At 73.8% G+C, this 19,780-nt stretch carries 19 protein-coding genes; 7 read left to right on the forward strand and 12 right to left on the reverse strand.

The annotated features are described in order from the left end of the window. The coding region (locus ACIRS1_RS07100; RefSeq protein WP_402837527.1) for a hypothetical protein at positions 1 to 589 on the forward strand (589 nt) is incomplete at its 5' end. Positions 590 to 705: 116 nt separating this feature from the next. On the opposite strand, the gene ACIRS1_RS07105 is transcribed toward ACIRS1_RS07100, so the two are convergent. The 12 genes from ACIRS1_RS07105 to ACIRS1_RS07160 form a co-directional block, all read right to left on the reverse strand. Continuing rightward, on the reverse strand, positions 706 to 1,599 hold the full coding sequence (locus ACIRS1_RS07105; protein WP_402837529.1) for an alpha/beta hydrolase: 894 nt from the start codon (positions 1,597 to 1,599) through the stop codon (positions 706 to 708). After that, positions 1,596 to 2,309: an indole-3-glycerol-phosphate synthase gene (locus ACIRS1_RS07110; protein ID WP_402837531.1), complete on the reverse strand. Its 714-nt coding sequence runs from the start codon at positions 2,307 to 2,309 to the stop codon at positions 1,596 to 1,598. Before ACIRS1_RS07110 ends, ACIRS1_RS07105 begins: the two co-directional genes overlap by 4 nt. Continuing rightward, on the reverse strand, positions 2,306 to 3,043 hold the full coding sequence (locus ACIRS1_RS07115; RefSeq protein ID WP_360206768.1) for an N-(5'-phosphoribosyl)anthranilate isomerase: 738 nt from the start codon (positions 3,041 to 3,043) through the stop codon (positions 2,306 to 2,308). The genes ACIRS1_RS07110 and ACIRS1_RS07115 overlap by 4 nt, the downstream gene beginning before the upstream one ends. Continuing rightward, complete coding sequence (locus ACIRS1_RS07120; RefSeq protein ID WP_360206766.1) at positions 3,040 to 4,185, reverse strand: acyl-CoA dehydrogenase family protein; 1,146 nt, start codon at positions 4,183 to 4,185, stop codon at positions 3,040 to 3,042. Before ACIRS1_RS07120 ends, ACIRS1_RS07115 begins: the two co-directional genes overlap by 4 nt. A gap of 172 nt (positions 4,186 to 4,357) precedes the next feature. Further along, positions 4,358 to 4,732, reverse strand: coding sequence for an ectoine synthase (locus tag ACIRS1_RS07125; RefSeq protein ID WP_360206763.1), 375 nt, complete (start codon positions 4,730 to 4,732; stop codon positions 4,358 to 4,360). Further along, positions 4,726 to 5,601 carry a tryptophan synthase subunit alpha gene (trpA, locus tag ACIRS1_RS07130; RefSeq protein WP_402837534.1) on the reverse strand — a complete coding sequence of 292 codons (876 nt, stop codon included), beginning with the start codon at positions 5,599 to 5,601 and terminating at the stop codon, positions 4,726 to 4,728. The genes ACIRS1_RS07125 and trpA overlap by 7 nt, the downstream gene beginning before the upstream one ends. After that, positions 5,594 to 6,625 (reverse strand): hypothetical protein, encoded by a 1,032-nt coding sequence (locus tag ACIRS1_RS07135; protein ID WP_402837536.1) that lies wholly within the window; start codon positions 6,623 to 6,625, stop codon positions 5,594 to 5,596. The genes trpA and ACIRS1_RS07135 overlap by 8 nt, the downstream gene beginning before the upstream one ends. A gap of 4 nt (positions 6,626 to 6,629) precedes the next feature. After that, positions 6,630 to 6,899 carry a phosphopantetheine-binding protein gene (locus tag ACIRS1_RS07140; protein ID WP_360206754.1) on the reverse strand — a complete coding sequence of 90 codons (270 nt, stop codon included), beginning with the start codon at positions 6,897 to 6,899 and terminating at the stop codon, positions 6,630 to 6,632. 94 nt (positions 6,900 to 6,993) lie between these two features. Then, a complete protein-coding gene (locus ACIRS1_RS07145; protein ID WP_402837538.1) occupies positions 6,994 to 8,589 on the reverse strand; it encodes an AMP-binding protein in 1,596 nt (531 codons plus the stop codon). Positions 8,590 to 8,594: 5 nt separating this feature from the next. Beyond that, a complete protein-coding gene (locus ACIRS1_RS07150; protein ID WP_402837540.1) occupies positions 8,595 to 9,422 on the reverse strand; it encodes a MaoC/PaaZ C-terminal domain-containing protein in 828 nt (275 codons plus the stop codon). Further along, positions 9,419 to 10,654, reverse strand: a complete 1,236-nt coding sequence (locus ACIRS1_RS07155; protein WP_360206745.1) for a beta-ketoacyl-[acyl-carrier-protein] synthase family protein — start codon at positions 10,652 to 10,654, stop codon at positions 9,419 to 9,421. Before ACIRS1_RS07155 ends, ACIRS1_RS07150 begins: the two co-directional genes overlap by 4 nt. A gap of 117 nt (positions 10,655 to 10,771) precedes the next feature. Beyond that, on the reverse strand, positions 10,772 to 11,983 hold the full coding sequence (locus tag ACIRS1_RS07160; protein ID WP_360206742.1) for an aminotransferase class I/II-fold pyridoxal phosphate-dependent enzyme: 1,212 nt from the start codon (positions 11,981 to 11,983) through the stop codon (positions 10,772 to 10,774). A gap of 628 nt (positions 11,984 to 12,611) precedes the next feature. Between ACIRS1_RS07160 and ACIRS1_RS07165 the strand changes: the two genes are divergently transcribed. The 6 genes from ACIRS1_RS07165 to ACIRS1_RS07190 all read left to right on the forward strand — a co-directional run bounded on the left by ACIRS1_RS07165 (position 12,612) and on the right by ACIRS1_RS07190 (position 19,682). Next, the gene (locus tag ACIRS1_RS07165; protein WP_360206739.1) at positions 12,612 to 13,487 is read left to right on the forward strand and encodes a bacterial transcriptional activator domain-containing protein; all 876 of its coding nucleotides are present in this window, start codon (positions 12,612 to 12,614) and stop codon (positions 13,485 to 13,487) included. 244 nt (positions 13,488 to 13,731) lie between these two features. Beyond that, positions 13,732 to 14,094: a helix-turn-helix domain-containing protein gene (locus tag ACIRS1_RS07170; RefSeq protein ID WP_360206736.1), complete on the forward strand. Its 363-nt coding sequence runs from the start codon at positions 13,732 to 13,734 to the stop codon at positions 14,092 to 14,094. Between the two features lie 1,061 nt (positions 14,095 to 15,155). After that, on the forward strand, positions 15,156 to 15,716 hold the full coding sequence (locus ACIRS1_RS07175) for a hypothetical protein (protein ID WP_402837543.1): 561 nt from the start codon (positions 15,156 to 15,158) through the stop codon (positions 15,714 to 15,716). Between the two features lie 812 nt (positions 15,717 to 16,528). Further along, positions 16,529 to 18,607, forward strand: coding sequence for a hypothetical protein (locus ACIRS1_RS07180; protein WP_402837545.1), 2,079 nt, complete (start codon positions 16,529 to 16,531; stop codon positions 18,605 to 18,607). Positions 18,608 to 18,660: 53 nt separating this feature from the next. After that, positions 18,661 to 19,008: a hypothetical protein gene (locus ACIRS1_RS07185; RefSeq protein WP_402837547.1), complete on the forward strand. Its 348-nt coding sequence runs from the start codon at positions 18,661 to 18,663 to the stop codon at positions 19,006 to 19,008. Between the two features lie 137 nt (positions 19,009 to 19,145). Continuing rightward, positions 19,146 to 19,682 (forward strand): GNAT family N-acetyltransferase, encoded by a 537-nt coding sequence (locus ACIRS1_RS07190; RefSeq protein ID WP_402837549.1) that lies wholly within the window; start codon positions 19,146 to 19,148, stop codon positions 19,680 to 19,682. Positions 19,683 to 19,780: the final 98 nt, after the last annotated feature.

Consider the following 19,780-nt stretch of genomic DNA (forward strand, 5'->3'; position numbering starts at 1 on the left):
GATGTCGCCGATCCCCGCCGGGTGGGTGATCACCAGCTCCTACAGCAGCGCGGGCTGCGCCGGCACCGGCGTCGCGTACACGATCTCCAACACGGCCACCCTGAACGGTGCGACGGTCTGCTCGATGTCGCCGATCCCCGCCGGGTGGGTGATCACCAGCTCCTACAGCAGCGCGGGCTGCGCCGGCACCGGCGTCGCGTACACGATCTCCAACACGGCCGGGCGCACCGGCGCCACCGTCTGCTCGATGTCCCCGATCCCCACCGGATGGGTGATCACCAGCTCCTACAGCAGCGCGGGCTGCGCCGGCACCGGCGTGGCGTACACGATCTCCAACACGGCCGGGCGCACCGGCGCCACCGTCTGCTCGATGTCCCCGATCCCCGCCGGATGGGTCGTCACCACGTCCTACAGCAGCGCGGGCTGCGCCGGCACCGGCGTGGCGTACACGATCGCCGACACGGCCGGGCGCACGGGTGCGACGGTGTGTTCGTTCTCGCCGATCCCGTCGGGGTGGGTGGTCAGCGGTTCGTACAGCACCAGCAGCTGCTACGGCTCCGGTTGGGCGTACAACATCCGCAAGGCCTGATCCGGTGTGAGGGCCCCGTCGCTTCCCGGCCGCGCGCCGGGGGCGGCGGGGCCCTCGCGCGTGCCGGGCCTTCGCGTGTGCCGGGAGTGCGGGCGGTGGCCGGGGGCGGGGGCGGGTCAGACGGTGGCCAGGGCCGGGGCCGCGGTGGCGGGGGTGTGGGGGGCGCGGGTGAGGCAGTCGTCGGTGAAGGCGAGGGCGCGCAGGTGGTAGGGGCGGGCGGCGTGGCCGAGGGAGAGGTTGTGGCCGGCGCGGTGGGCGGTGACGAGGTGGGCCAGGCCGTCGGGGAAGGCGGCGGTGAGGGCGGTGCGGGCGGCGGGGTCCAGGCGCCACCAGTGCTCGTGGTCGGCCAGGGTCAGGCGCACGGGCACGCGCACGCGGGCGGCGAGGGCGCGGTAGCGGGCGGGCCAGGTGGCCAGTTCGCGGGATTCGAGGGCGGGGACGGGGGTGAGCAGGGTGCGGGCGGCGTGGAAGGTGCCGGGCGGGTAGAGGTGGAGGGGGCCCCAGTTGAGGCGGCCGCCGCCGGCGAGGTCGTCGGGGCGGTCCCAGGCGCCGGGGGCGTAGTGCTGGGCGAGGCCGGAGATGTCGGCGCCGAGCAGGGGCAGGTGCGGGTCGTGGGGCCAGTGGGCGGCCAGCTGCAGGGCGATCTTGCCGCCGAAGGAGTGGGCGAGGAGTTGGACGCCGGCGCCGGTGTCGTGGGCGCGGGCGTAGTCGGTGAGGGCGGCGTGCAGGGTGGCGGCCTGGTCGGCGATGAGCTGGCCGTGGGGCAGGCGGTGGGCGGAGGCGCCGTGGCCGGGGCGGTCGGGGGCCAGGACGGTGTAGCCGAGGTCGGCGGCGAGGGTGAGCAGGTCGGTGTCGGGGTGGGCGGGGCCGGCGAAGTAGGCGCCGCGCATGCCGCGGCCGTGGATGGCGAGGACGACGGCCTTGGGCGCCCGGTCGCGGGGTTCGGCGACCAGGACGGACAGCGGGATGCCGTCGGCGTCCAGGACCAGGGAGCGGGTGGCGGTGTTCATGCGGCGGCTCCGGCGCGGGCGGTGTCGAGGCCGGCCAGCCAGCCGGTGAGGTCGCCGGTGCGCATCAGGGTGGTGCCCACGAGCAGGCCGGCGTAGCCGGCGTCCAGGAGGCGGGCGGCGTCGGCGGGGTCGGTGATGGCGGAGGCTGAGACGGGGGCGCGCACGGCGGCGGCGAGCAGGGCGGGCAGCAGGCGCAGGCTGCGGGTGAGGTCGCCCGGGTCGCGTTCGCGGGTGCGGATGTCCTTGTTGTTGACGGCGATGACGCAGTCGGCGGGGTCGTCCAGGAGGTCGAGTTCGCGGGCGTCGGTGATCTCCACGAAGGGGGTCAGGCCGAGGGTGAGGGCGGCGGCGACCAGGCGGCGCAGGGAGAGCGCGGGCAGCAGGGCGGCGGTGAGCAGGACGGCGCTGGCGCCGAGGGCGGCGGAGGCCTCGAGCTGGGCGGGGCGGGTGAGGAAGTCCTTCTGCAGGACGGGCAGGCGGGTGGCGGCGGTGACCTCGCGCAGCAGGCGGGGGGTGCCGCCGAACCAGCGGCCGGTGACGACGGACAGGCAGGGCGCGCCGGCCTGTTCGTAGCGGGTGACGAGGTCGGTGACGGTGCGCGGGCCGAGCAGGTCGGTGCCGTGCGGGTCGCGGAGTTTGACCTCCATGATCAGGGGGCGCTGCGCGGCGAGGAGGGCGTCGGTGAAGCGCTGGGGGTGGGCGCTGCTCATGCGTAGGCCTCCGTCGGGTGGGGCGTGCGCCGGGTGTGCTGCCAGGCGTGGGTGAGGGCGGTGACGGCTTCGCGGGTGAAGCGGCCGGCGTGGTCGCGGGCGGCGGTGTCGATGTCGGCGCCGGCGTACAGGGGGTGGTCGGTGACGGTGCGGTAGGTGTCGCGGTTGGCGGCGTTGAGGCCGCCGGCGAGGAGGAAGGGGATGCCCAGGCGGGGCAGCAGGGTGTGGACGTCGGTGGGGGCCAGGGGGTGGCCGGTGGATCCGACGCGTCCGTCGGCGGTGACGGTGTCGAGGAGGAACAGGTCGGTGCCGGCGCGTTCGAAGGCGCCGATGAAGGGGCGTTCGAGGCAGCGGCCGCGGGAGAGGTGGAGGACCTTGACGAGGACGGCGTAGGGCAGGCGCTCGCGCAGCTCGGCGACCAGGGAGGGCGGCTGGTAGGCGTGCAGCTGGATCCAGCGGATGCCGGTGGCGCGGGCCAGGGCGGCCAGGCGGTGGGCGTCGTCGAGGAAGGTGACCAGGACGGGTTCCAGGCCCAGGCGGATGGCGGTGGCGGCGAGGTCGGCGAGGCGTTGTTCGGTGAGGTCGGCGGGGCCGTCGGGGACGCCGTGCCACAGGCCGACCAGGGTGGGGCCGGATTCGGCGAGCAGGGCGAGGTCGGCGCGGGTGCGGGCCCCGCACACCTTGAGGTGGCGGGGCCGGGCGGGGGCCGGGCGCGGCGGGGCGGGGGCGCTCATTTGCCCAGTCCGAGCATGGCGGCGATGCGGTTGTACTGGATCTCGTTGCTGCCGGAGTAGATGGTGCCGGCGACGGCGTTGCGCACGTCCTTCTCCAGTCCGTACTCGGACATGTAGCCGTTGCCGCCGAAGACCTGGACGGCGGCCAGGGAGGTGGCGAGGTTGGACTCGCTGGTGAGGAGTTTGGCGATGGCCATGTCGACGGTGACGTTCTCGCCGGCCTCCAGGCGCTGGGCGGTGTCGTAGAGCCACTTGCGGGCGGTCTCGAGGCGGATCTTGGTGTCGACGATCTTGTTGGCGACGGACTGGTAGGAGCCGATGGGCTTGCCGAAGGACATCCGGGTCTTGGCGTAGTCCAGGCAGCGGGCCAGGCGGTGCTGCATCTCGCCGGTGTTGACGATGAAGGAGTAGAGGATCTCGCGTTTCATCACGTGGTCCAGGACGAGGAAGCCGCCGCCGACGCGGCCCAGCACGCGGTCCTTGGGCACCCGCACGTCGTCGAGGTAGAGCTCGGACAGCGGGGAGGTGCGCAGGCCCATCTTCTTGATGGGGTTGCCGGTGGTGATGCCGGGGGTGTCGCGGTCCAGGAGGAACGCGGTGACGCCCAGGGCGCCGCCCTGGGGGTGGGTGCGGGCGTAGACGACGATGACGTCGGCGACGGGGCCGTTGGAGACGAAGGTCTTGGCGCCGTTGAGGACGAAGTGGTCGCCGTCGCGCACGGCGCGGGTGCGCATCTGCATGGCGTCCGAGCCGCCGTCGGACTCGGTGATGGCGTGGGCGCCGATCGCCTCGCCGGAGGCGATGCGCGGCAGGTAGGCCTCCTTGAGGGCGGGTGAGCCGAAGGCCTGCAGGGGTACGCCGGTGGAGGCCATGGAGGTGGTGACGGAGAAGTTGAGGCCTCCGTCGCGGCAGGTGTGGCCCAGTCCCTCGAGGACGTACATGGTGGTGAGCAGGGACTGGCCCAGGCCTCCGTAGCGCTCGTCGAAGGGCAGGGAGAGGATGCCGGTCTTCTGGATGAGGCGCCACTTGTCGTGGGAGAAGGCGGCCTGTTCGTCGCCTTCGATGTGGCCGGCGCTCAGGTCGTCGCCGAAGCGGGCAAGGCCCTCGCGCAGGGCGTTCTGGTCGGCGTCCCAGCGGATCATGACGTTGCCGCCTTCCTCCCGGGCCCGCCGTGGGGGCCCGGGGTGGCAGGGCCGGCGCGCGGGGCGGCGCGCCGGTGGGTGGCTCGGGGCGGGGGGGCCCGCCCCGGGGCGGGTCGCAGGCGCCCTGCGGCGTGCCCGGCACGCCTGGGGGCGTGTGCGTGGACCTTTCGCCTCAGTAGGCGGAGGAGGAGTGGGCGTCGAGCTGGTGGACCTCGTCGCCGCGCAGGGCCGGGGAGAACACGCACACCAGGCGCAGGTCCTCGTGGGGGCTGGCGATGAGGTAGTGGGCGTCGTGCTGGTCGAGGGCGTACAGCCGCCCGGGGGTGATGGGGTGGGAGTTGCCGTCCATGTCGACGACCTCGCCGGAGCCGGCGATGCAGTAGCACGCCTCGAGGTGGTTGCGGTACTCCAGGCGGGACTTGGTGCCGGCGTTGACGACGGTGTCGGTGAGGCTGTAGCCGAGGCCGTCGCCGGCGAGCAGGAAGCGGCGGGACACGCCGTTGCCCCACTCGACGGTCTTCACGTCGGCGATGTCGCGGATCAGCATGCCGGTTGTTCCTCTCGGGTGGTGGTGCTGGCGGGGGTGAGGGTGGTGGTGCGTCCGCCGGGCGCGTCCGGGTACGGGGGACGGGTGGGGCGGAGGTCGGTGAGGAAGGCCCGTAACTCCTCGACGGCGTCGAGGCCTTCGGTGTGGGCGTGTTCGATGCGGGCGACGGCCGCGGAGCCGACGATGGCGGCGTCGGCGCCGGCGGCGGCGACCGCGTCCAGGTCGGCGGCGCTCTTGACGCCGAAGCCGACGGCGACGGGGACGGCGGGGGCCGCCGTGCGCAGCGCGGCGACGGTGTCGGCCAGGGCGCGGTGGCCGTGGGCGGGGGTGGTGCCGGAGCGGCCGTAGTGGGCGACGAGGTAGACGTAGGCGCCGGCCGCGCCGCGGGCGGCGGCGGTGAGGACCTCGGGGGTGGAGGCGGGGTAGCAGGTGGTGACCTCGGGCAGGCCCTCGTCGTGCAGGGCCTGCTGCCAGGCGGGGCGCACCCGTGGGGGCAGCGCGTGGACGAGCAGGGCCGCGGCTCCGGCGCGGGTGACGGCGCGGGCGGTGGCGGCGGGGTCGCGGTGGCGCAGGCTGTGGCTCCAGTCGGCGAGCAGGGCGACCTTGAGGCGGGTCAGCTGCGGTGTGAGGTCGGCGAGTTCGGCCAGGACGGTGTCCAGGGTGGTGCCGGCTGCCAGGGCGCGGGCGGCGGAGCGGCGGATGACCGGGCCGTCGGTGGGCGAGTGGGGGAAGGGCACGGCGAGTTCGAGGACGTCCACGCCGTGGGCGTCGAGCATGTGCGCGAGGTCGGCCAGGCGCGCGGCGGGGTCGCCGGCGTTGAGGAAGAGCGCCAGTCCCAGCCGTCCGTCGGGGAAGAGGGGCTCAGACACCGGCCGCCTCCCGGGGGCGGGCGCGCAGGCGTTCGGCGAGCGCGCGCGGGGCGCCGTCGGCGAGCGCGTCCAGCGCGGCGGCGTGGGCGGTGTGCCAGCGGGTGTGGCGGCCGGAGGCGAGGGCGAGGGCGGCGGCGTTGAGCGCGATGGTGTGGGTGGCGGTGTCGCCGCCCTGCCCGGCGAGGGCGCGCAGGAAGTGGCCGGTGAGGTCGTCGGGGTGCGGCGCGAGGTCGGCGAGGGTGCCGCGGTCCGGGGCGACGGACCCGGCCGACAGGTGGATCGCGCCGCCGGGGGTGTGCAGGGTGTTGTCGGCGAACGGCAGGAGCTCGTCGGCGCCGGCGCTGTTGGTGGCCAGCCACACGGTGCGGGTGGCGGTGCGGGCGGCGAGGTCGCGCAGGGCGTCCAGGCGGGCGGCGGCGCAGACGCCGGTGAGCTGGGCGGTGACGGGCACGCTCGCCAGGAGGGGCCCGAGGGTGTTGAGGAACGCGCCGAAGGGTTTGAGGGTGAGCGGGTACAGGATGCGGGCCAGGCGGGTGAGGGCCGGCGGGTAGACGTGCGGGCCGGCGAAGGCGATCCCGTGGCGGGCGAGGTCCTCGCCGGTGGCGGCGTGGGAGGAGGTGAGGGTGATGCCCAGGCGTTCGAGGAGGTCGATGGAGCCGGCGGCGCTGGTGTAGGCGCGCGAGCCGCTCTTGACGACGGGGATGCCCATGCTGGCGGCGGTCAGCGCGGCGGCGGTGGAGAGGTTGAAGGTGGCGGGGCCGCCGCCGGTGCCGACGATGTTGACGCTGCCGGGGTGGGCGGGGCCCGGGTCGGGGGCGCGTTCGGTGAGGGAGGTGGTGAGGGCGGCGAGGGTCGCGGGCTCGGGCAGGCCGGTGGTGAGGCTGGCCAGCAGGGCCGCCGCCTGGGCCCGGTCGCTGTCGCGGGCCGGGCCCAGGGTGCGCTGCTCCAGCTGGTCCCACCACGAGCGCCAGGCCTCCAGGGGCACCGGGCGGCCGGCGAGGAGTGCGGTGAGGGCCGGGTGCATGGGATCAGCCGCCCACCGTGGCGGTGGCCGCGGCGCGGCGGGCGGTGATGAAGGCGTCGATGGCGGCGACGGAACGGAAGTTGTTCGGGTCCAGGTCGGTGTCGTCGACGGGCAGGGCGAAGTGGTCCTCGACCCAGGCGATGAGCTTGAGGACGCCCAGGCTGTCGATGACGCCGTCGGAGAGCAGGTCGTGGTCGTCGGCGAGCTGCTCGGGGGTGACGTCGGGCAGGAACTCCTCGATGAGGAACCGCTTGATCTGGGCGATGTTGCTCATGGTGGCAACTCCCTTGCAAGAGTGAGGAATCGAAGAAGGAATCGGGTGCGGATGGGGCCGGTTCGGGCGGGGCCCGGTTCAGGCCCGGGGGGGTTCAGGTGGGGGGCAGGACGGCCTTGCGGTCGACCTTGCCGGTGGGGGTCTTGGGCAGCGGGGCGTCGTGGATGGCCAGGCGCTCGGGCACGGCGGCGCGCGGCAGGTTGCGGGCCAGGTGCTCGCGCAGGACGAGGCTGTTGAGGGTGCTGCCGGGGGCGCGCTGGACGGCGGCGTGCAGGCGTTTGCCGGTCATCGGGTCGTCGGCGGCGGCGACGGCGGCCTCGCGCACCTGCGGGTGGGCGAGCAGGACGCGTTCGACCTCGGCGGTGTTGACGGCGACGCCGCGGACCTTGACCTGGAAGTCGGCGCGTCCGCGCAGGTGCAGGCGGCCCTGGTCGTCGCGGACGGCGAGGTCGCCGGTGCGGAACCAGCGCCGGCCCTGCCCCGCGCCGGCGGGCTGGGTGGTGAAGCGGCCCGCGTCACGGGAGCGGTCCAGGTAGCCGGCGGCCTGGAAGGGGGTGGAGACGTACAGTTCGCCGCTGCCGGGCCCGGTGACCGGGGTGCCGTCGGGGGCGGCGAGCAGGGTGCGCACGCCGGGCAGCGGGGTGCCGATGGGCACGGGCAGCGCGGCGGTGGCGTCCAGGCGGTCCAGGCGGTGCAGGAAGCTGTCGTTGGTCTCGGTGCAGCCGTAGATGTTGTACAGCGCGGCGCGGGGCAGCAGTGCGGGCAGCGCGGCCAGGGTGCGCGGGTCGATGGCGTCGCCGGTGAACGCGGCGTGTTCGACGCTCTCCAGTGCCCGGGTGTCGCGGGCGGCGGCCTGGACCAGCAGGGCGTAGGCCAGCGGGACGGCCTGCAGGACGTGGGGGCGGTGGCGGGTGAGCTGGTCCAGGAGGTGGCGGCCGTTGAGGGCGTGGGCGGGGTCGACGAGCAGCACGGTGCCGCCGGCGGCCAGGGTGGCCCACACGTCGAGCAGGCACAGGTCGAAGTTGAGGGGGGCGTAGTTGGCGACGGTGCGCCCGGGGCCCAGGTCGAAGGTGTCGTGGGCCCAGGTGGTGAAGCGGTCGACGGCGCTCTGCGCGAGCGGGACGATCTTGGGCAGGTCGGTGGAGCCGGAGGTGGTGAGGAGGAAGGAGGTGCCGGCGGCCAGGGTGGGGCGGGTGGCGGGGTGCGGGGGCTGCGGCAGGCGGGGGGTGTCCTGGCCGTGGGGGGCGAGGACGTGGCGGGCACCGGCCTGGGCGAACAGCGCGGCCAGCAGGGCCGGCGGCAGCTGGGGGGAGGGCAGCAGGAAGGGGCGGCGTTCGGTGAGGCAGGCCAGGACGAGGGCGATCGCCTCGGGGGACTTGGTCGCCACCAGGCCCACCGGCTCGCCCGGGGCGAGGTCGAGGGCGTGCAGGCGGGTGCGTTCGGCGTCGGCGGCGTCGGCCAGTTCGCGGTAGGTGACGGCCCGCTCGTGCCACAGGAGGGCGGCGGCGTGGGGCTGGTGGCGGGCGTGCGCGGCGAACGCGTCGGCCAGGGTGAGCGGCGGCGCGCCGTGCCCGGCGGTGCCCGCGGCAGCGGAGTCCGCGGTGGCCGCGGCAGCGGAGTCCGCGGTGGCCGCGGCGGCGGAGTCGGCGGTGGGGGCCGCGGTGTCCGCGGGGGTGGGGGTGGTGGTCACGGTGTTCACTCCCCCGCCAGGGTGGCCCAGCCGGCCTTGACGGCGGTGCCGGTGTCGGTGGCGACGCTGAAGCGCACGACGGTGGCCCGGTCGTAGGGCTGCAGGGTCAGGCGCAGGGCGGCGCCGGGGGCCAGCGGGGCGGCGAAGCGGGCGCCCAGAGCGGTGATGCGGGCCGGGTCGCCGCCGGCGTGGCGGTCGGTGATCTCCTCGGCGGCCAGGGCGACCAGGTGCATGCCGTGGGCGATGACGCCGGGGAAGCCGGCGGCGCGGGCCGCGGTGTCGTCGAGGTGGATGGGGTTGAGGTCGCCGGAGGCGTGGGCGTAGGCGGCGACGTCGGCGCGGGTGAGGGTGTGGGTGAGGGTGAGGGGTTCGGTGTCGGCGGTGGTGCCGGGGTGGGCGGCCGGGGCCGGGGTGCCGAACGGTTCGAGGGTGGTGACGCCCACCAGCAGGGCGGCGGTGGACAGTTCGGCCAGCAGGGTGCCCCGGGTGTCGTCGCTGATGCGGGTGGCCAGGGCCAGGCGGGTGCCGCGGGCCTCGCGGCGCACGGCGGTGAGGGCGACCTCCACCAGCACCGTGGTGGCGGGGCTGAGGCGGTGGTGGGTGCGGATCTCCTGGCCGAGGTGGACCACGCCGGTGAAGCCGACATCGCCCGCGGTCAGGTCGGCGACGCTCTGCTGGGCGAGGGTGTGGGCCAGCACGAAGGGCTGCGCGGGCGAGGGCGCGGCGCCGGTGGCGGCCGGCAGGCGGGTGCGGGCGGCGGCGCGGTAGGCGGCCAGGTCCTCGGCGCCGAGGGTGTGGCGGGCGCGCCGGGCGGGCGGGGCGGTCGTGGTCATAGCGGGGTCACCACCAGGGTCGAGTTGTGGCCGCCGAAACCGAAGGAGTTGGACAGGGCCGCGCCGGCGCGGATCGGGCGGGCGGCGCCGTGGACGACGTCGAGGTCCAGGCCCTCTTCGGTCTTCTCGTGGTTGGCGGTGGGAGGGACGAGGCGGCTGTTCATCGCCTGGACGGCGGCGATCAGCTCGACGGCGCCGGCGGCGCCGATCAGGTGGCCGATGACGCCCTTGGTGGAGGTCACCGGCACGCCGTGCGGGCCGAACACGGTGCGCAGCGCGGCGGCTTCGGCGCGGTCGTTGTGGACGGTGGAGGTGCCGTGGGCGTTGACGTGGGCGATGTCGGCGGGGGTGAGGCCGGCGTCGGCGAGGGCGGCGCGCATCGCGGTGACGGCGCCGGCGCCGTCGGGGCGGGGGTTGGCCAGGTGGTAGGCGTCGGAGCTGGAGCCGTGGCCGGCGAGCAGGGCGTAGGGGGTGCGGTGGCGGGCGCGGGCGTCGTCGAGGCGTTCCAGGACGAGGAAGCCGGCGCCTTCGCCCATGACGAAGCCGTCGCGGTGGGTGTCGAAGGGGCGGCTGGCGTGGGCGGGGTCGTGGTTGCGCTGGGAGTGGGCGCCGAGGTTGCCGAACGCGGCGAGGGTGACGGGGGTGAGGGTGGCCTCGCAGCCGCCGGCGATGACGACGTCGGCGCGGTGGGTCTGCAGGAGGAGGGCGGCGTGGCCGATGGCGTCGGCGCTGGAGGCGCAGGTGGTGGCGATGGTCAGGGCGGGGCCGCTCCAGTTCAGGCGCATGGCGATCTGGGCGGCGGCGGCGTTGGGCATGGTGACCAGCGGCATCAGGGGGGAGACGCGCAGGGGGCCGTGGGTGGTGTAGAGGGCGGATTCGCGGTCGCTGGTGGTGCGTCCGCCGACGGCGTTGCCGACGACGATGGCGGCGCGGCCGGGTTCGGGGTGGGGGCTTCCGGCGTCGCGGTGGGCGGCGAGGGCGGCGAGGGTGCCGTAGTGGGCGAAGGGGTCGAGGCGGCGGGCGTCCTTGGCGGGCAGGCAGTCGTCGTGGGGCAGGTCGTTGACGCGGCAGCCCAGGCGGACCTTGTGGCGGGCGAGGTCGGGGTCGTGCAGGGCGGTGGCGGTGGAGTGCCCGGAGGTGACGGTGTGCCAGAACTCGGGGACGGTGTGGCCGGCGGGGCTGAGCACGCCGAGGCCGGTGACGGCGATCGGTGGGCGGGGGTGCGGGGCCATGGCTTCCTCTCCTGTCCGGGCCGGGGGTGACCGGGTGCGGCCGGCGTGGGCCTGGGGTGGCCTGGGGTGACCGGCGTGGGCCGGGTGGGGCCTGGGGTGGCCGGCGTGGGCCGGGTGTCAGATCAGGCCGGTCTGGGCGGCGGCGGTCAGGAACGCGTCGGCGGCGAAGTCGATGTCGGCCGCGGTGTGGCGGGCGGTGACGGCGATGCGCAGGCGGGCGAGGTCGTTGGGCACGGCGGGGGTGACGACGGGCAGGCCGATGACGCCGGCCTTGCGGCAGGCGGTGGCGTAGTCGTAGGCGGCGTCGTCGGAGCCGGCGATGACGGGCAGGACGGCGGTGGTGGAGTCCATGGTGGAGATGCCGGCCTGGTTGAGGCGCTCGCGCAGGCGCTGGGCCTGGGTCTGGGTGTGGGTGACGCGTTCGGGTTCGCGGCGCAGGATGCGCAGGGATTCCAGGGCGGCGCCGGTCTGGGCGGGGCCGAGGGCGGCGGAGAAGAGGAAGGGGCGGGCGGCGTAGCGCAGGTGGCCGATGAGTTCGTGGCTGCCGGCGACCCAGCCGCCCATGGAGGGGATGGCCTTGGAGAGGGTGCCGAGTTTGATGTCGACGCGGTAGCGGTGGCCGAAGTGCTCCTCGATGCCGCCGCCGGTGGCGCCGATGACGCCCAGGGCGTGGGCCTCGTCGACCATGAGGAGGGCGTCGTGGCGGTCGCAGACCTCGCGCAGTTCGGGCAGCGGGGCGATGTCGCCGTCCATGGAGTAGACGCTGTCGACGATGACCAGGCGCACGCCGGTGGGGGCGGCGGCCTTGAGGCGGCGTTCGAGGTGGTCGACGTCGTTGTGGCGGAAGCGGGTGACGGTGGCGCCGGAGAGGCGGCAGCCGTCGACGATGCTGGCGTGGTCGTACTTGTCGATCAGGACGGTGTCGCCCTGGCCGACGAGGGCGCCGACGGTGCCGACGTTGGCGGCGTAGCCGGAGCCGAAGACCTGGGCGCGTTCGCGGCGGGCGAAGCGGGCGACCTCGGCTTCGAGTTCCTCGTGCAGGGGGATGGTGCCGGCCAGGGCGCGCACGCCGTGGTTGCCGGTGCCGTAGACGTCGACGGCGGCCTTGGCGGCGGCGACGACGCGTTCGTCGCCGGCCAGTCCGAGGTAGCTGTAGCCGGACATCATGAGCAGGCGTTCGCCGTCGAGGTCGCAGTAGGCGCTGTCGCGTTCCATGGTGTAGGCGACGAAGCTGTTGCGGCGGGAGGGGTCGGATTCCAGTGCGGCCACGCGGTTCAGGGTGGCGGCGAGCTTCGGCTCCAGGCGGTCCCATGCTCCGGTGGCGTTCACGTACGGGTCTCCTTCGTCGGCGGGTGCGTCGGGCTGCGGTGCTACGGGCGGTGGCAGTGCTTCGGGCGGCGGTGGTGCTTCGGGCGGCGGTGCGGGTGCTGCGGTGGCGCGGTGCGGTGTGCGGCATTCTTCGCGCGGGTTGTTCCGCGGTATGCGGGCGGTTTATCCGCGGGTGTGGCGGGCGGTGGTGCGCGGCTTTTGCGGGACGAAAGGCGCGGGGCGGTCCCGGGCTTTTCACGGGCGGTGGTTCGGGCGGGCTTTTCTGGAAGCCTTCACGCGGGGTGCTCAAGGATGGCTACATTTCTACGGCAGGAAGCGCAAGGCGTCCGCAATAGCCGTATTCCCGGCCTGCGGTTCTACCCTGACGTGCAGAAACCTTGCGTCCACGACGTATGGACCGGCCGGTGGGTATGTTTCGCCGACCGGTGTTGACACCGCGTGATACGCCGAATGTATGGTCGAAATCCGCCGAAACCGAACGGCTGGTCGGCGGCATTTTTTCCGGTCCAGGTTTCCCATACCGCAGGCCCGGCGCACGGGCCGGCGGCTCCGCTTTGGCTCAAGGGGGTTGGAGCACGATGAACGGCTTCCGGGAAGACAGTCCGTCCGGCAGATCGGGGGCGTTGGCATGCTGATCCGTCTGACGGGCCTGGTGACGATCGAGCACGACCACGGCGCCCCGCAGCACCTGTCCAGCGCCCAGGCCCAGGTGGCGTTCGCCCGCCTGGTGCTGGAGCGCTCCGCCGGCACCAGCCGCGACCAGCTGGCCGACACCATCTGGCCCGACGGGCTGCCCGACACCTGGGCCTCCGCGCTGCGCAGCGTGGTCAGCCGGGTGCGGGCCTTCGTCGCCTCCCCCGGTCAGGGGCCGGGGGCGACCCCGTTGATCGCCCAGGGCGGGCGGTACGTGCTGCGGCTGCCCGCGGACGCGGCGGTGGACCTGGAGGCGGCGGCCAGTGCGGTCGGCGAGGCCGGGGAGGCGTACGCGGCGCGTTCCTACGCGGTGGCGCAGCAGTTGGCGGCCGGGGCGATCGCGAACCTGCGGGGGGCGTTCCTGCCCGACCACGAGGGCGAGTGGGCGGGCGGGGTGCGCGAGCACGTGGAGGAGTTGCGGATGTCGGCGCTGGAGACGGCGAGTCTGTCGGCGTCGGCGCTGGGTGAGGAGCACCACGCGCTGCGGTGGGCGGACGAGGCGGTGCGGCGGGCGCCGTTCCGGGAGAGTGCCTACCGGTGCCGGATGGAGGCGCTGGCGGCGGCGGGCAACCGGGCCGAGGCGCTGCGCTGTTACCAGCAGTTGCGTCAGGTGCTGGCGGAGGAGCTGGGCATCGATCCGGCCGCCGAGACGCAGGAGTTGTATCTGGCGCTGCTGCGCTCGCCGGTTGCGCTGGCGCCGGCGCCGGCGGTGGTGCGGCCGGTGGATCCGGTGCTGATGGGCATCTTCGAGCCGCTGGCGCTGGCCCGGCTGGCGCCGCGGCCGGCGGGGCCGCCGGTGCGCGCGGCCTGACCGGGCCCCGGCCCCGGCCCCGCCCTCGTCCTCTTCTCCGGTCCCTGCCTTCCTCTCTCCCCTCTTCTGCTCCTTCCCTTCTGCTCCTTCCCGTTCTGCGCTGTGCCGGGGCGTGTTGCGGAGGTGTTGCGGTGGGCATGGGAGGGGTCGTGCTCGTAGTAGCGTCGGGGACGCGAAGTCGCGCACGCGGCGCGGCTTTTCACCGAAACCGGAACGGGGGCGATGGTGGGAAGGGGTGGTGGGTGTGGGACGGGCACGCGTCGTCGCGCGGGTGATCGTGCACCCTGGCGTGGAGGACCTGAGCGTCCAGCAGGTACTGGAGGCGCTGGCGGACCCGGCGCGCAGATCGGTGGTGCGCCGGCTCGCCCACGCCGGCGCTGATCTGAGCTGTGGTTCCTTCGACCTTCCGATCTCCCGTTCCACGTCCACCCACCACTTCAACGTGCTGCGCCAGGCGGGTCTGCTGCGCCAGTACTACGTGGGGACCACCAAGATGAACGCGTTGCGTGCCGACGAGTTGGAGGGGCGTTTCCCGGGCCTGCTGTCGGCGGTGGTCGCCGCCGCCGACGCCGAGGAGCGCCGGCTCCCGGGCCCGGCCCCGTCCTGATCCCGGGCGCCCGGCCCGGCCCGTCGGCCGGGCCGCGGTCCGATCGCGGGCCCCGGGGTCGCCGGCGGCCGGGGCGGTCCTGTTCGGTCCGGGCGCCCGCTGCCCCCGCCTGCGGCCCGCTCCCCCGGCCACGGAACGGGCCCCGGGGCGCGCGGGAAGTCGGCCCGGTCGACGTCCCGCACCCCGGGGGCACGGTCGAGCCCACCACCTGCCCACCACCACGCCGGTCACCAGCAAGAACCAGGACTCCCCGTACGGGAAGTCGGCCCGTCCGACTTCCCGTGCACGCCGCCGACACGGCGGCGCCCGGCGCGGCCCTCGCCCTACGCCCCCCACTCACCCTCCACGCGCCCGACGCGGGAAACCGGCCGGTCCGACCTCCCGCACCGCTGCCGGTCGCCGGCCGCGTGTCCGAGGTGAGAGCCGGCTGGGCCGGCGCCCGTGCGGGGCCGCTGTGACGCGGGCCCGGGGGTGCGCAGCCAACCCGGCACTGACGGTGCACCAGAAGTCGGGCCGGCCGACTTCCTCCGTACATGGGGCAGCCCGCACGCCCTCCGGGGTCTCGCGGCCACCACACCCGCAGCCGCGACCACGCCGGCCGGGGAGCGGTGCGCGCTGGTTGGTGCGGCGTGTGCGCGTGGAGTCGGGTGTGGTCGTGGCGGTGGAAGTCGGCCCGTCCGGCTTCCCGCGCGGCGCGGTTCGGGCCGCCTCGTCCGGGGGTGGGGTGCGGGTGTGCCCGGCCCGGGCCGTGGTGGCGTGGGTGGGGGTGGTGGTCGTGGTGGAATCCGGCCACTGCGGGTGCGGGAGTGGGCCCGGTCGGCGTCCCGTGCGGGTCGGGGCGGGGGGTGTGTCGGCGGTGCGGCGGCGGGTTTCGCGGGGGTCGTGACCAGGGGTTGCGGTGGTCGGGTGTGGGGGCCGGGGCTGGTGGTGCGGTGCGGCGGCCGGTTTCGCACGGGCGGCGGCGGGGGCTTGTCATGGTCCGCCGTGCGGGCCGGGCGGGCCCGGGTACAGTGGCGCGCGGGGCCCTGCCGTGAGGGCCGCGGGAGTCCAGGGGGGCCCGGATGATCATGGACGAGGCGGCCAGGGCCAAGTGGTGGCAGAGCCTGCCGGCCGGGATCCGCGACCAGGTCGACGGTTACGTGCTGCAGGACTCGTTCCTGCAGGCGGTGAAGGTCGTCGTCGACGTCGGGTTCGTCACCCACAACATCGGGGTCGGTGCCGCGCAGCTGATCGTCGGTGACCGCTACCTCCACTACGGGGACCGGATAGCCCGTACGCCGGAGAGTCCCCTGGACGTGGCGTCGCTGGCGCACCGCGCGGCCGGCTGCCCGGGGCGGATCGTGGCCGTCGAGGCGGTCTGGGACGGTGACACCGTCCACGACTGGTTCGTGGTCCTGCTCGCGATCACCACCGATCCCGCGCAGCAGCACGAGTTGGCGACGGTCTACCGGTCCACCGCCGAGCACCACCTGGGCGCGGACGCGGCGGGCGTGGGCGCGCAGCCCGTGGAGGCGGCGGCCGCCGAACGGGCCGGCCGGGCCCTGGCCGAACGCCTGGTGGTGCCCTTCCACTTCGCCAGCCCCTGCACCCCCGACGACTCGGCCCCCCGCTGGCGGCCCTGACCCCTTCCCGCGGCGCAGGTCACCGCCCTGCGCTGAAGCGCGGGGTGCCGTCACAGGGCCCGGGCGTCTGCCGGGTGGGCGGCGCCCCGGGGTCGCCTGCACGCGCCACCGAAGCGGTGGGCGGGCGGCGGCGTCCGGCCACGGCCTGCGGCCATGCCGTCGCGACCGTAGGCCGGGAGCCCCCCTTGGGGTGGCGTCTGCTGTCGGGCCGTCTGTTCCCCTGCGGCGAGCCCCCGGCCTCACCCGCCACCTGCTCGGCGGCTCCCTGCGTCGGGTGACCCGCCGAGGTCCTCGCCCACGGAGGTTCGAGCACCCGGACACCACTGTGCGGGCCCTGGCCCGGGGGTGCGGGTCACGCGGAGTCGGGCGGTGCGGCCGCCTGTGCGCCAGCGGGTGCGGCAGCGTGCGGGCGGGCCCGCCGGTCCTGTTGGCGCGGTGTCACCAGGGGGCTGGGCCCGCACCCGCCCCGAAGCCCCTCGCCCCCTCCCCCTGCCGCCGGCCCGGGCACCCGTTCCTGTCGGGCGGGCGCCTACGGCCGTGAGGGCCGCCCTGGCGCGCGGTGCGGCGTGCCGGCAGGGGCCGTGCACTCGGGGAAACCGCAGGGGACCGGAAGGCGGTCTCGCCGTCCGCCTTTCCGGGCACGGCCCGAAAAGGATCGGCGCCTAGTGTTTTCCTGCGAAGCGGCTCGGGATACGAAGGAATTCAGCGGCACCGGCGACAGATTCCAGCAGTCCCCTTGCGGCCCCACAGCGGACCTGTCGACCGGAGTCAGGCCGCCCATCTTTTCTGATCACCAGGAGAAGGAGAACGGCATGATCGTGGAGGCCACACTCCAAGAGCTCATCGACAGTGCGCACCTCGACTTGACTCCGGCCCAGCTCCAGGCCCAACTGGGGTCTCTCCCCAAGAAGGGGAGTGTCTCCACATTCTGGACCGGCGGATACAGCGGCCCCTGGAAGGCCATCTTCCGCGAATGGCTCACAATCGAGGCGCGCAACTTCGACGACAGCCCCAGCGAGAAGACTCTGGAACGCGCCGAGGAACTCTGGGAGGACCTCGACGCCGAAAGGTTCCATGACGGCCGGACGAAGCACAAGAAGGCAGAGCTCAAGAGCTTCGAGGAATTGCTCAACAAGGCTTACCGCCGGTTTCTAGAATTTCTCTACCCAGCCATCAGCGCCATGGCGCAGGAGTACAGCCCCGAGAACGTCCTGAATCGGCTGGCCGGCGGCGAGGACCTGGAAGCCCCTGCGGACCTGGGGGAGTGCAAGCGGATCTGTCATGACGTGGTGGACAACCAGCTGGCCGCCATCGACGACTGCCTGGACATCCATGCGACGATCCGGGATATCTGCGACGGATGGGGCGACCTGTCGTTCTGGACCTCGCAGCCGAAGAACCTGAAGCTCGGACGCGGCAAGATCACGCTCTCCGGGAGCTTCAGGGACGACAAGGAACAGCGACTCCAGGATCTCGTGTCCTACCTCTCCGAATACCGGCATGTCCTCCACAAGCGCCGGAAGACTCTGGAGGGTCTGCACGAGGCCATCGACGAGCTCCGGAGCGGACTCGACGTCGAGAAGTTCCTGCAGATCCTCAACGAGGAGAACGCGGAGGTCGCAGCGGCCCAAGAGCTCCTCTTCGCCAAGGTGGACTCCACGGCGAAACGCTGTGTGAAGTGGGCGGAATACCACGCGGGAAGCAACTACGTGGCGCGTATGAAGAGCGGAGAGGAGGACTGCACCGAGGTCCAGGAGTGGATCGAGGTGTCGGACAAGACCTTCGCCACCGTCGCGCTGTCCGCCACCGTGGTGGGGCACGCCCTGGGCACCCCGCTGGCCGGCGGCATCCTCACCGGCTTCTTCGCCCTGGCCGGGGTCGTGAAGAAGAAGGTGGTCAACGAACTCGTCATCAAGAACTCCGCCCAGAAGTCCGGCGTCTTCACACCCGAGAACATCGTCAGCAGCGCGGTCCTGGGACGGGCGAAGAATGCACTCCGGGGCCACGGGAAGAAGATCGCGATAGGCGGCAAAGTCGTCGACCACGGCCGTGACGTGGCGGAGACCGCCCTGATCGCCTTGGACGTCGCCGCCGACGCCGCCGAGGGCCTGGCACTGGGCGGCCACATCCTCAAGACCGCACAGGGCGCCCTCGGAAGTGCGATCTCGGCTTCGAAGGTCACCGACGTCCGGCGCCAACCGGGCGACACCCGGCGAGCCCTGGTCGCCATGCAGTTCTCCTACGACCGCGACCTGCCGAAGGCCAAGAAGGCGCTGAAGAAGATCAGGAACAGGGTGACGCGAATCGACCTCGATTCACGCATCGTCTCCGATGACGAAGCGGCCCAGGCGGCCCTGGCCCAGCTCCTGTACAGCTGGGACGACAACGGCTACTGGCAGCTCGACTCCGACGTCTACCTGAACGGCATCATCGACTTCGAGGAGTACTGGTCCCCGTTCCACGAGGTCCTCGGGGAGAACCTGAGTCTCACCTACCTGGGCCCGGACGGCGAAGGGAACCACATCTTCACGGGCCCCGTGCAGGTCGCCTGGAGCATGGGCGAGGCCGAGTGCCTCCTCGAGGTGAACGTCACAGCGGAGGGCACCATCACGAACGCGATGCTCTCCCACGGCGACTGGTGGGAGAGCACCCCGTGGTTCGACGCGCACGGCAGCGTCTCCGGCGTCGTCGGCGATGCGGTGCTCACCCGGATCCCGCGCGGGAAGCGCTTCGCGGTGGCGACATACGACCGGGAAGTGCACGACGGCACGCTGCTCTACGCAGGAGACGCCGGCGTCGGACTCTTCACCGGCACGAAGCTGAACGAAGGAAAGTTCGAGACACTCCCGAACGAAATCCAGGAGATCCTCCGACTCGCTTTCCCCCACTAGGAAGACCGCAGGAACCCCGCTTCCCGGCACATGGAAAAAGGAGAATGATCGACATGATGACCGAAGAGACCATGACGGCGCTGGAGACGGCCGAGTCCGCATTCGAGTCCGAGGCGTACGCCGAGGCGGGCAGCGCGTTCGCCACCGTCCTCACCGAGAAGATCGACCAGCTCGGTGACGACGACCTGTGGAAGGACGTCGCCTGGAACGCCGGCCTCGCCCACTTCCTCGCCGGCGACCTGACGGAGTCCAAGAAGTGGTTCGACTACGGCCAGGCCGCAGCCGACGACTTCACGCAGGCCGAGATCGAGGAGATCCACTACGCACTCCAGGCACTCGACCAGGAACTCGACGACGCACTGGCATCCATGAGCACCGACACCGAGGCGGACGAGCGCTGATGCATCCGCCCGGCCGCCCTGCACGCCCACCGGCCGCCGTGGCCGGCGCGCAGGGCGGCCGGGCCGACGCCGGGCACCGCCCCGAATCCGGCCTCCCCCTCACCGAATCCCCAAGCCTGCAGGCACTTCGCCACGCGATGACCGGCGTACGGTCCGCAGCCTGCCGCTCCTCACCGCAGGAGGCCCGCGGATGGCGCGAGCAACTCTCCCGGCACAGCCTGCTGCCCGCACTGCAGGTCGTGGCAGCCCACGACGGCGAGACCATGGTGGGCTTCTGCTACGGCACACCGGCCCGCCACTACGAGCCCTGGACCCGGGTGCCGTCGGGACACACCGCCCCCGTCGTGCCACCGGACAGGCTGGCCACGAGCCTGGCCCTGATGGAACTGCACGTGACGCCGGCCTGGCAGCGCCTCGGCATCGGCCGACGACTCGCCGAAGACCTCTGCTCCGGCCACCCCACGCTCACCGACGTGTACCTCACCACTCCTGACGGGCCCACACCGGCCCGCCGCCTCTACGCATCGCTCGGCTTCCACGACCGAGGCCTCCACGTCAGGGTCGCAGACACGGCGCTCGCCGTCCTTCACGCCCCTCTCCCCCTGCGGGCACAGGAGGCCGGCCGGCGCCGCCCACTGCGCGAGGGCCTCACGTTCACCACCCTGACCACGTGACCCCCTGAGGCGGAAATCCCCCTCCCGCAGCCCCGGTGAGGCCGGCCCGCCCACGCGACCACCCCGCACCACCGGCCGGACCGGCGCAGCCGGGCTCG

This window comes from Kitasatospora sp. NPDC101176, from assembly GCF_044768035.1.
Classification (GTDB): Bacteria; Actinomycetota; Actinomycetes; order Streptomycetales; family Streptomycetaceae; genus Kitasatospora.

What these genes read in the sequence shown, in the direction of transcription:
- ACIRS1_RS07105 (WP_402837529.1), bottom strand. Translation starts at nt 1,599, where the DNA reads ATGAACACCGCCACCCGCTCCCTGGTCCTGGACGCCGACGGCATCCCG.
- ACIRS1_RS07110 (WP_402837531.1), bottom strand. Translation starts at nt 2,309, where the DNA reads ATGAGCAGCGCCCACCCCCAGCGCTTCACCGACGCCCTCCTCGCCGCG.
- ACIRS1_RS07115 (WP_360206768.1), bottom strand. Translation starts at nt 3,043, where the DNA reads ATGAGCGCCCCCGCCCCGCCGCGCCCGGCCCCCGCCCGGCCCCGCCAC.
- ACIRS1_RS07120 (WP_360206766.1), bottom strand. Translation starts at nt 4,185, where the DNA reads ATGATCCGCTGGGACGCCGACCAGAACGCCCTGCGCGAGGGCCTTGCC.
- ACIRS1_RS07125 (WP_360206763.1), bottom strand. Translation starts at nt 4,732, where the DNA reads ATGCTGATCCGCGACATCGCCGACGTGAAGACCGTCGAGTGGGGCAAC.
- ACIRS1_RS07135 (WP_402837536.1), bottom strand. Translation starts at nt 6,625, where the DNA reads ATGCACCCGGCCCTCACCGCACTCCTCGCCGGCCGCCCGGTGCCCCTG.
- ACIRS1_RS07140 (WP_360206754.1), bottom strand. Translation starts at nt 6,899, where the DNA reads ATGAGCAACATCGCCCAGATCAAGCGGTTCCTCATCGAGGAGTTCCTG.
- ACIRS1_RS07150 (WP_402837540.1), bottom strand. Translation starts at nt 9,422, where the DNA reads ATGACCACGACCGCCCCGCCCGCCCGGCGCGCCCGCCACACCCTCGGC.
- ACIRS1_RS07155 (WP_360206745.1), bottom strand. Translation starts at nt 10,654, where the DNA reads ATGGCCCCGCACCCCCGCCCACCGATCGCCGTCACCGGCCTCGGCGTG.
- ACIRS1_RS07165 (WP_360206739.1), top strand. Translation starts at nt 12,612, where the DNA reads ATGCTGATCCGTCTGACGGGCCTGGTGACGATCGAGCACGACCACGGC.
- ACIRS1_RS07175 (WP_402837543.1), top strand. Translation starts at nt 15,156, where the DNA reads ATGATCATGGACGAGGCGGCCAGGGCCAAGTGGTGGCAGAGCCTGCCG.
- ACIRS1_RS07180 (WP_402837545.1), top strand. Translation starts at nt 16,529, where the DNA reads ATGATCGTGGAGGCCACACTCCAAGAGCTCATCGACAGTGCGCACCTC.
- ACIRS1_RS07185 (WP_402837547.1), top strand. Translation starts at nt 18,661, where the DNA reads ATGATGACCGAAGAGACCATGACGGCGCTGGAGACGGCCGAGTCCGCA.
- ACIRS1_RS07190 (WP_402837549.1), top strand. Translation starts at nt 19,146, where the DNA reads ATGACCGGCGTACGGTCCGCAGCCTGCCGCTCCTCACCGCAGGAGGCC.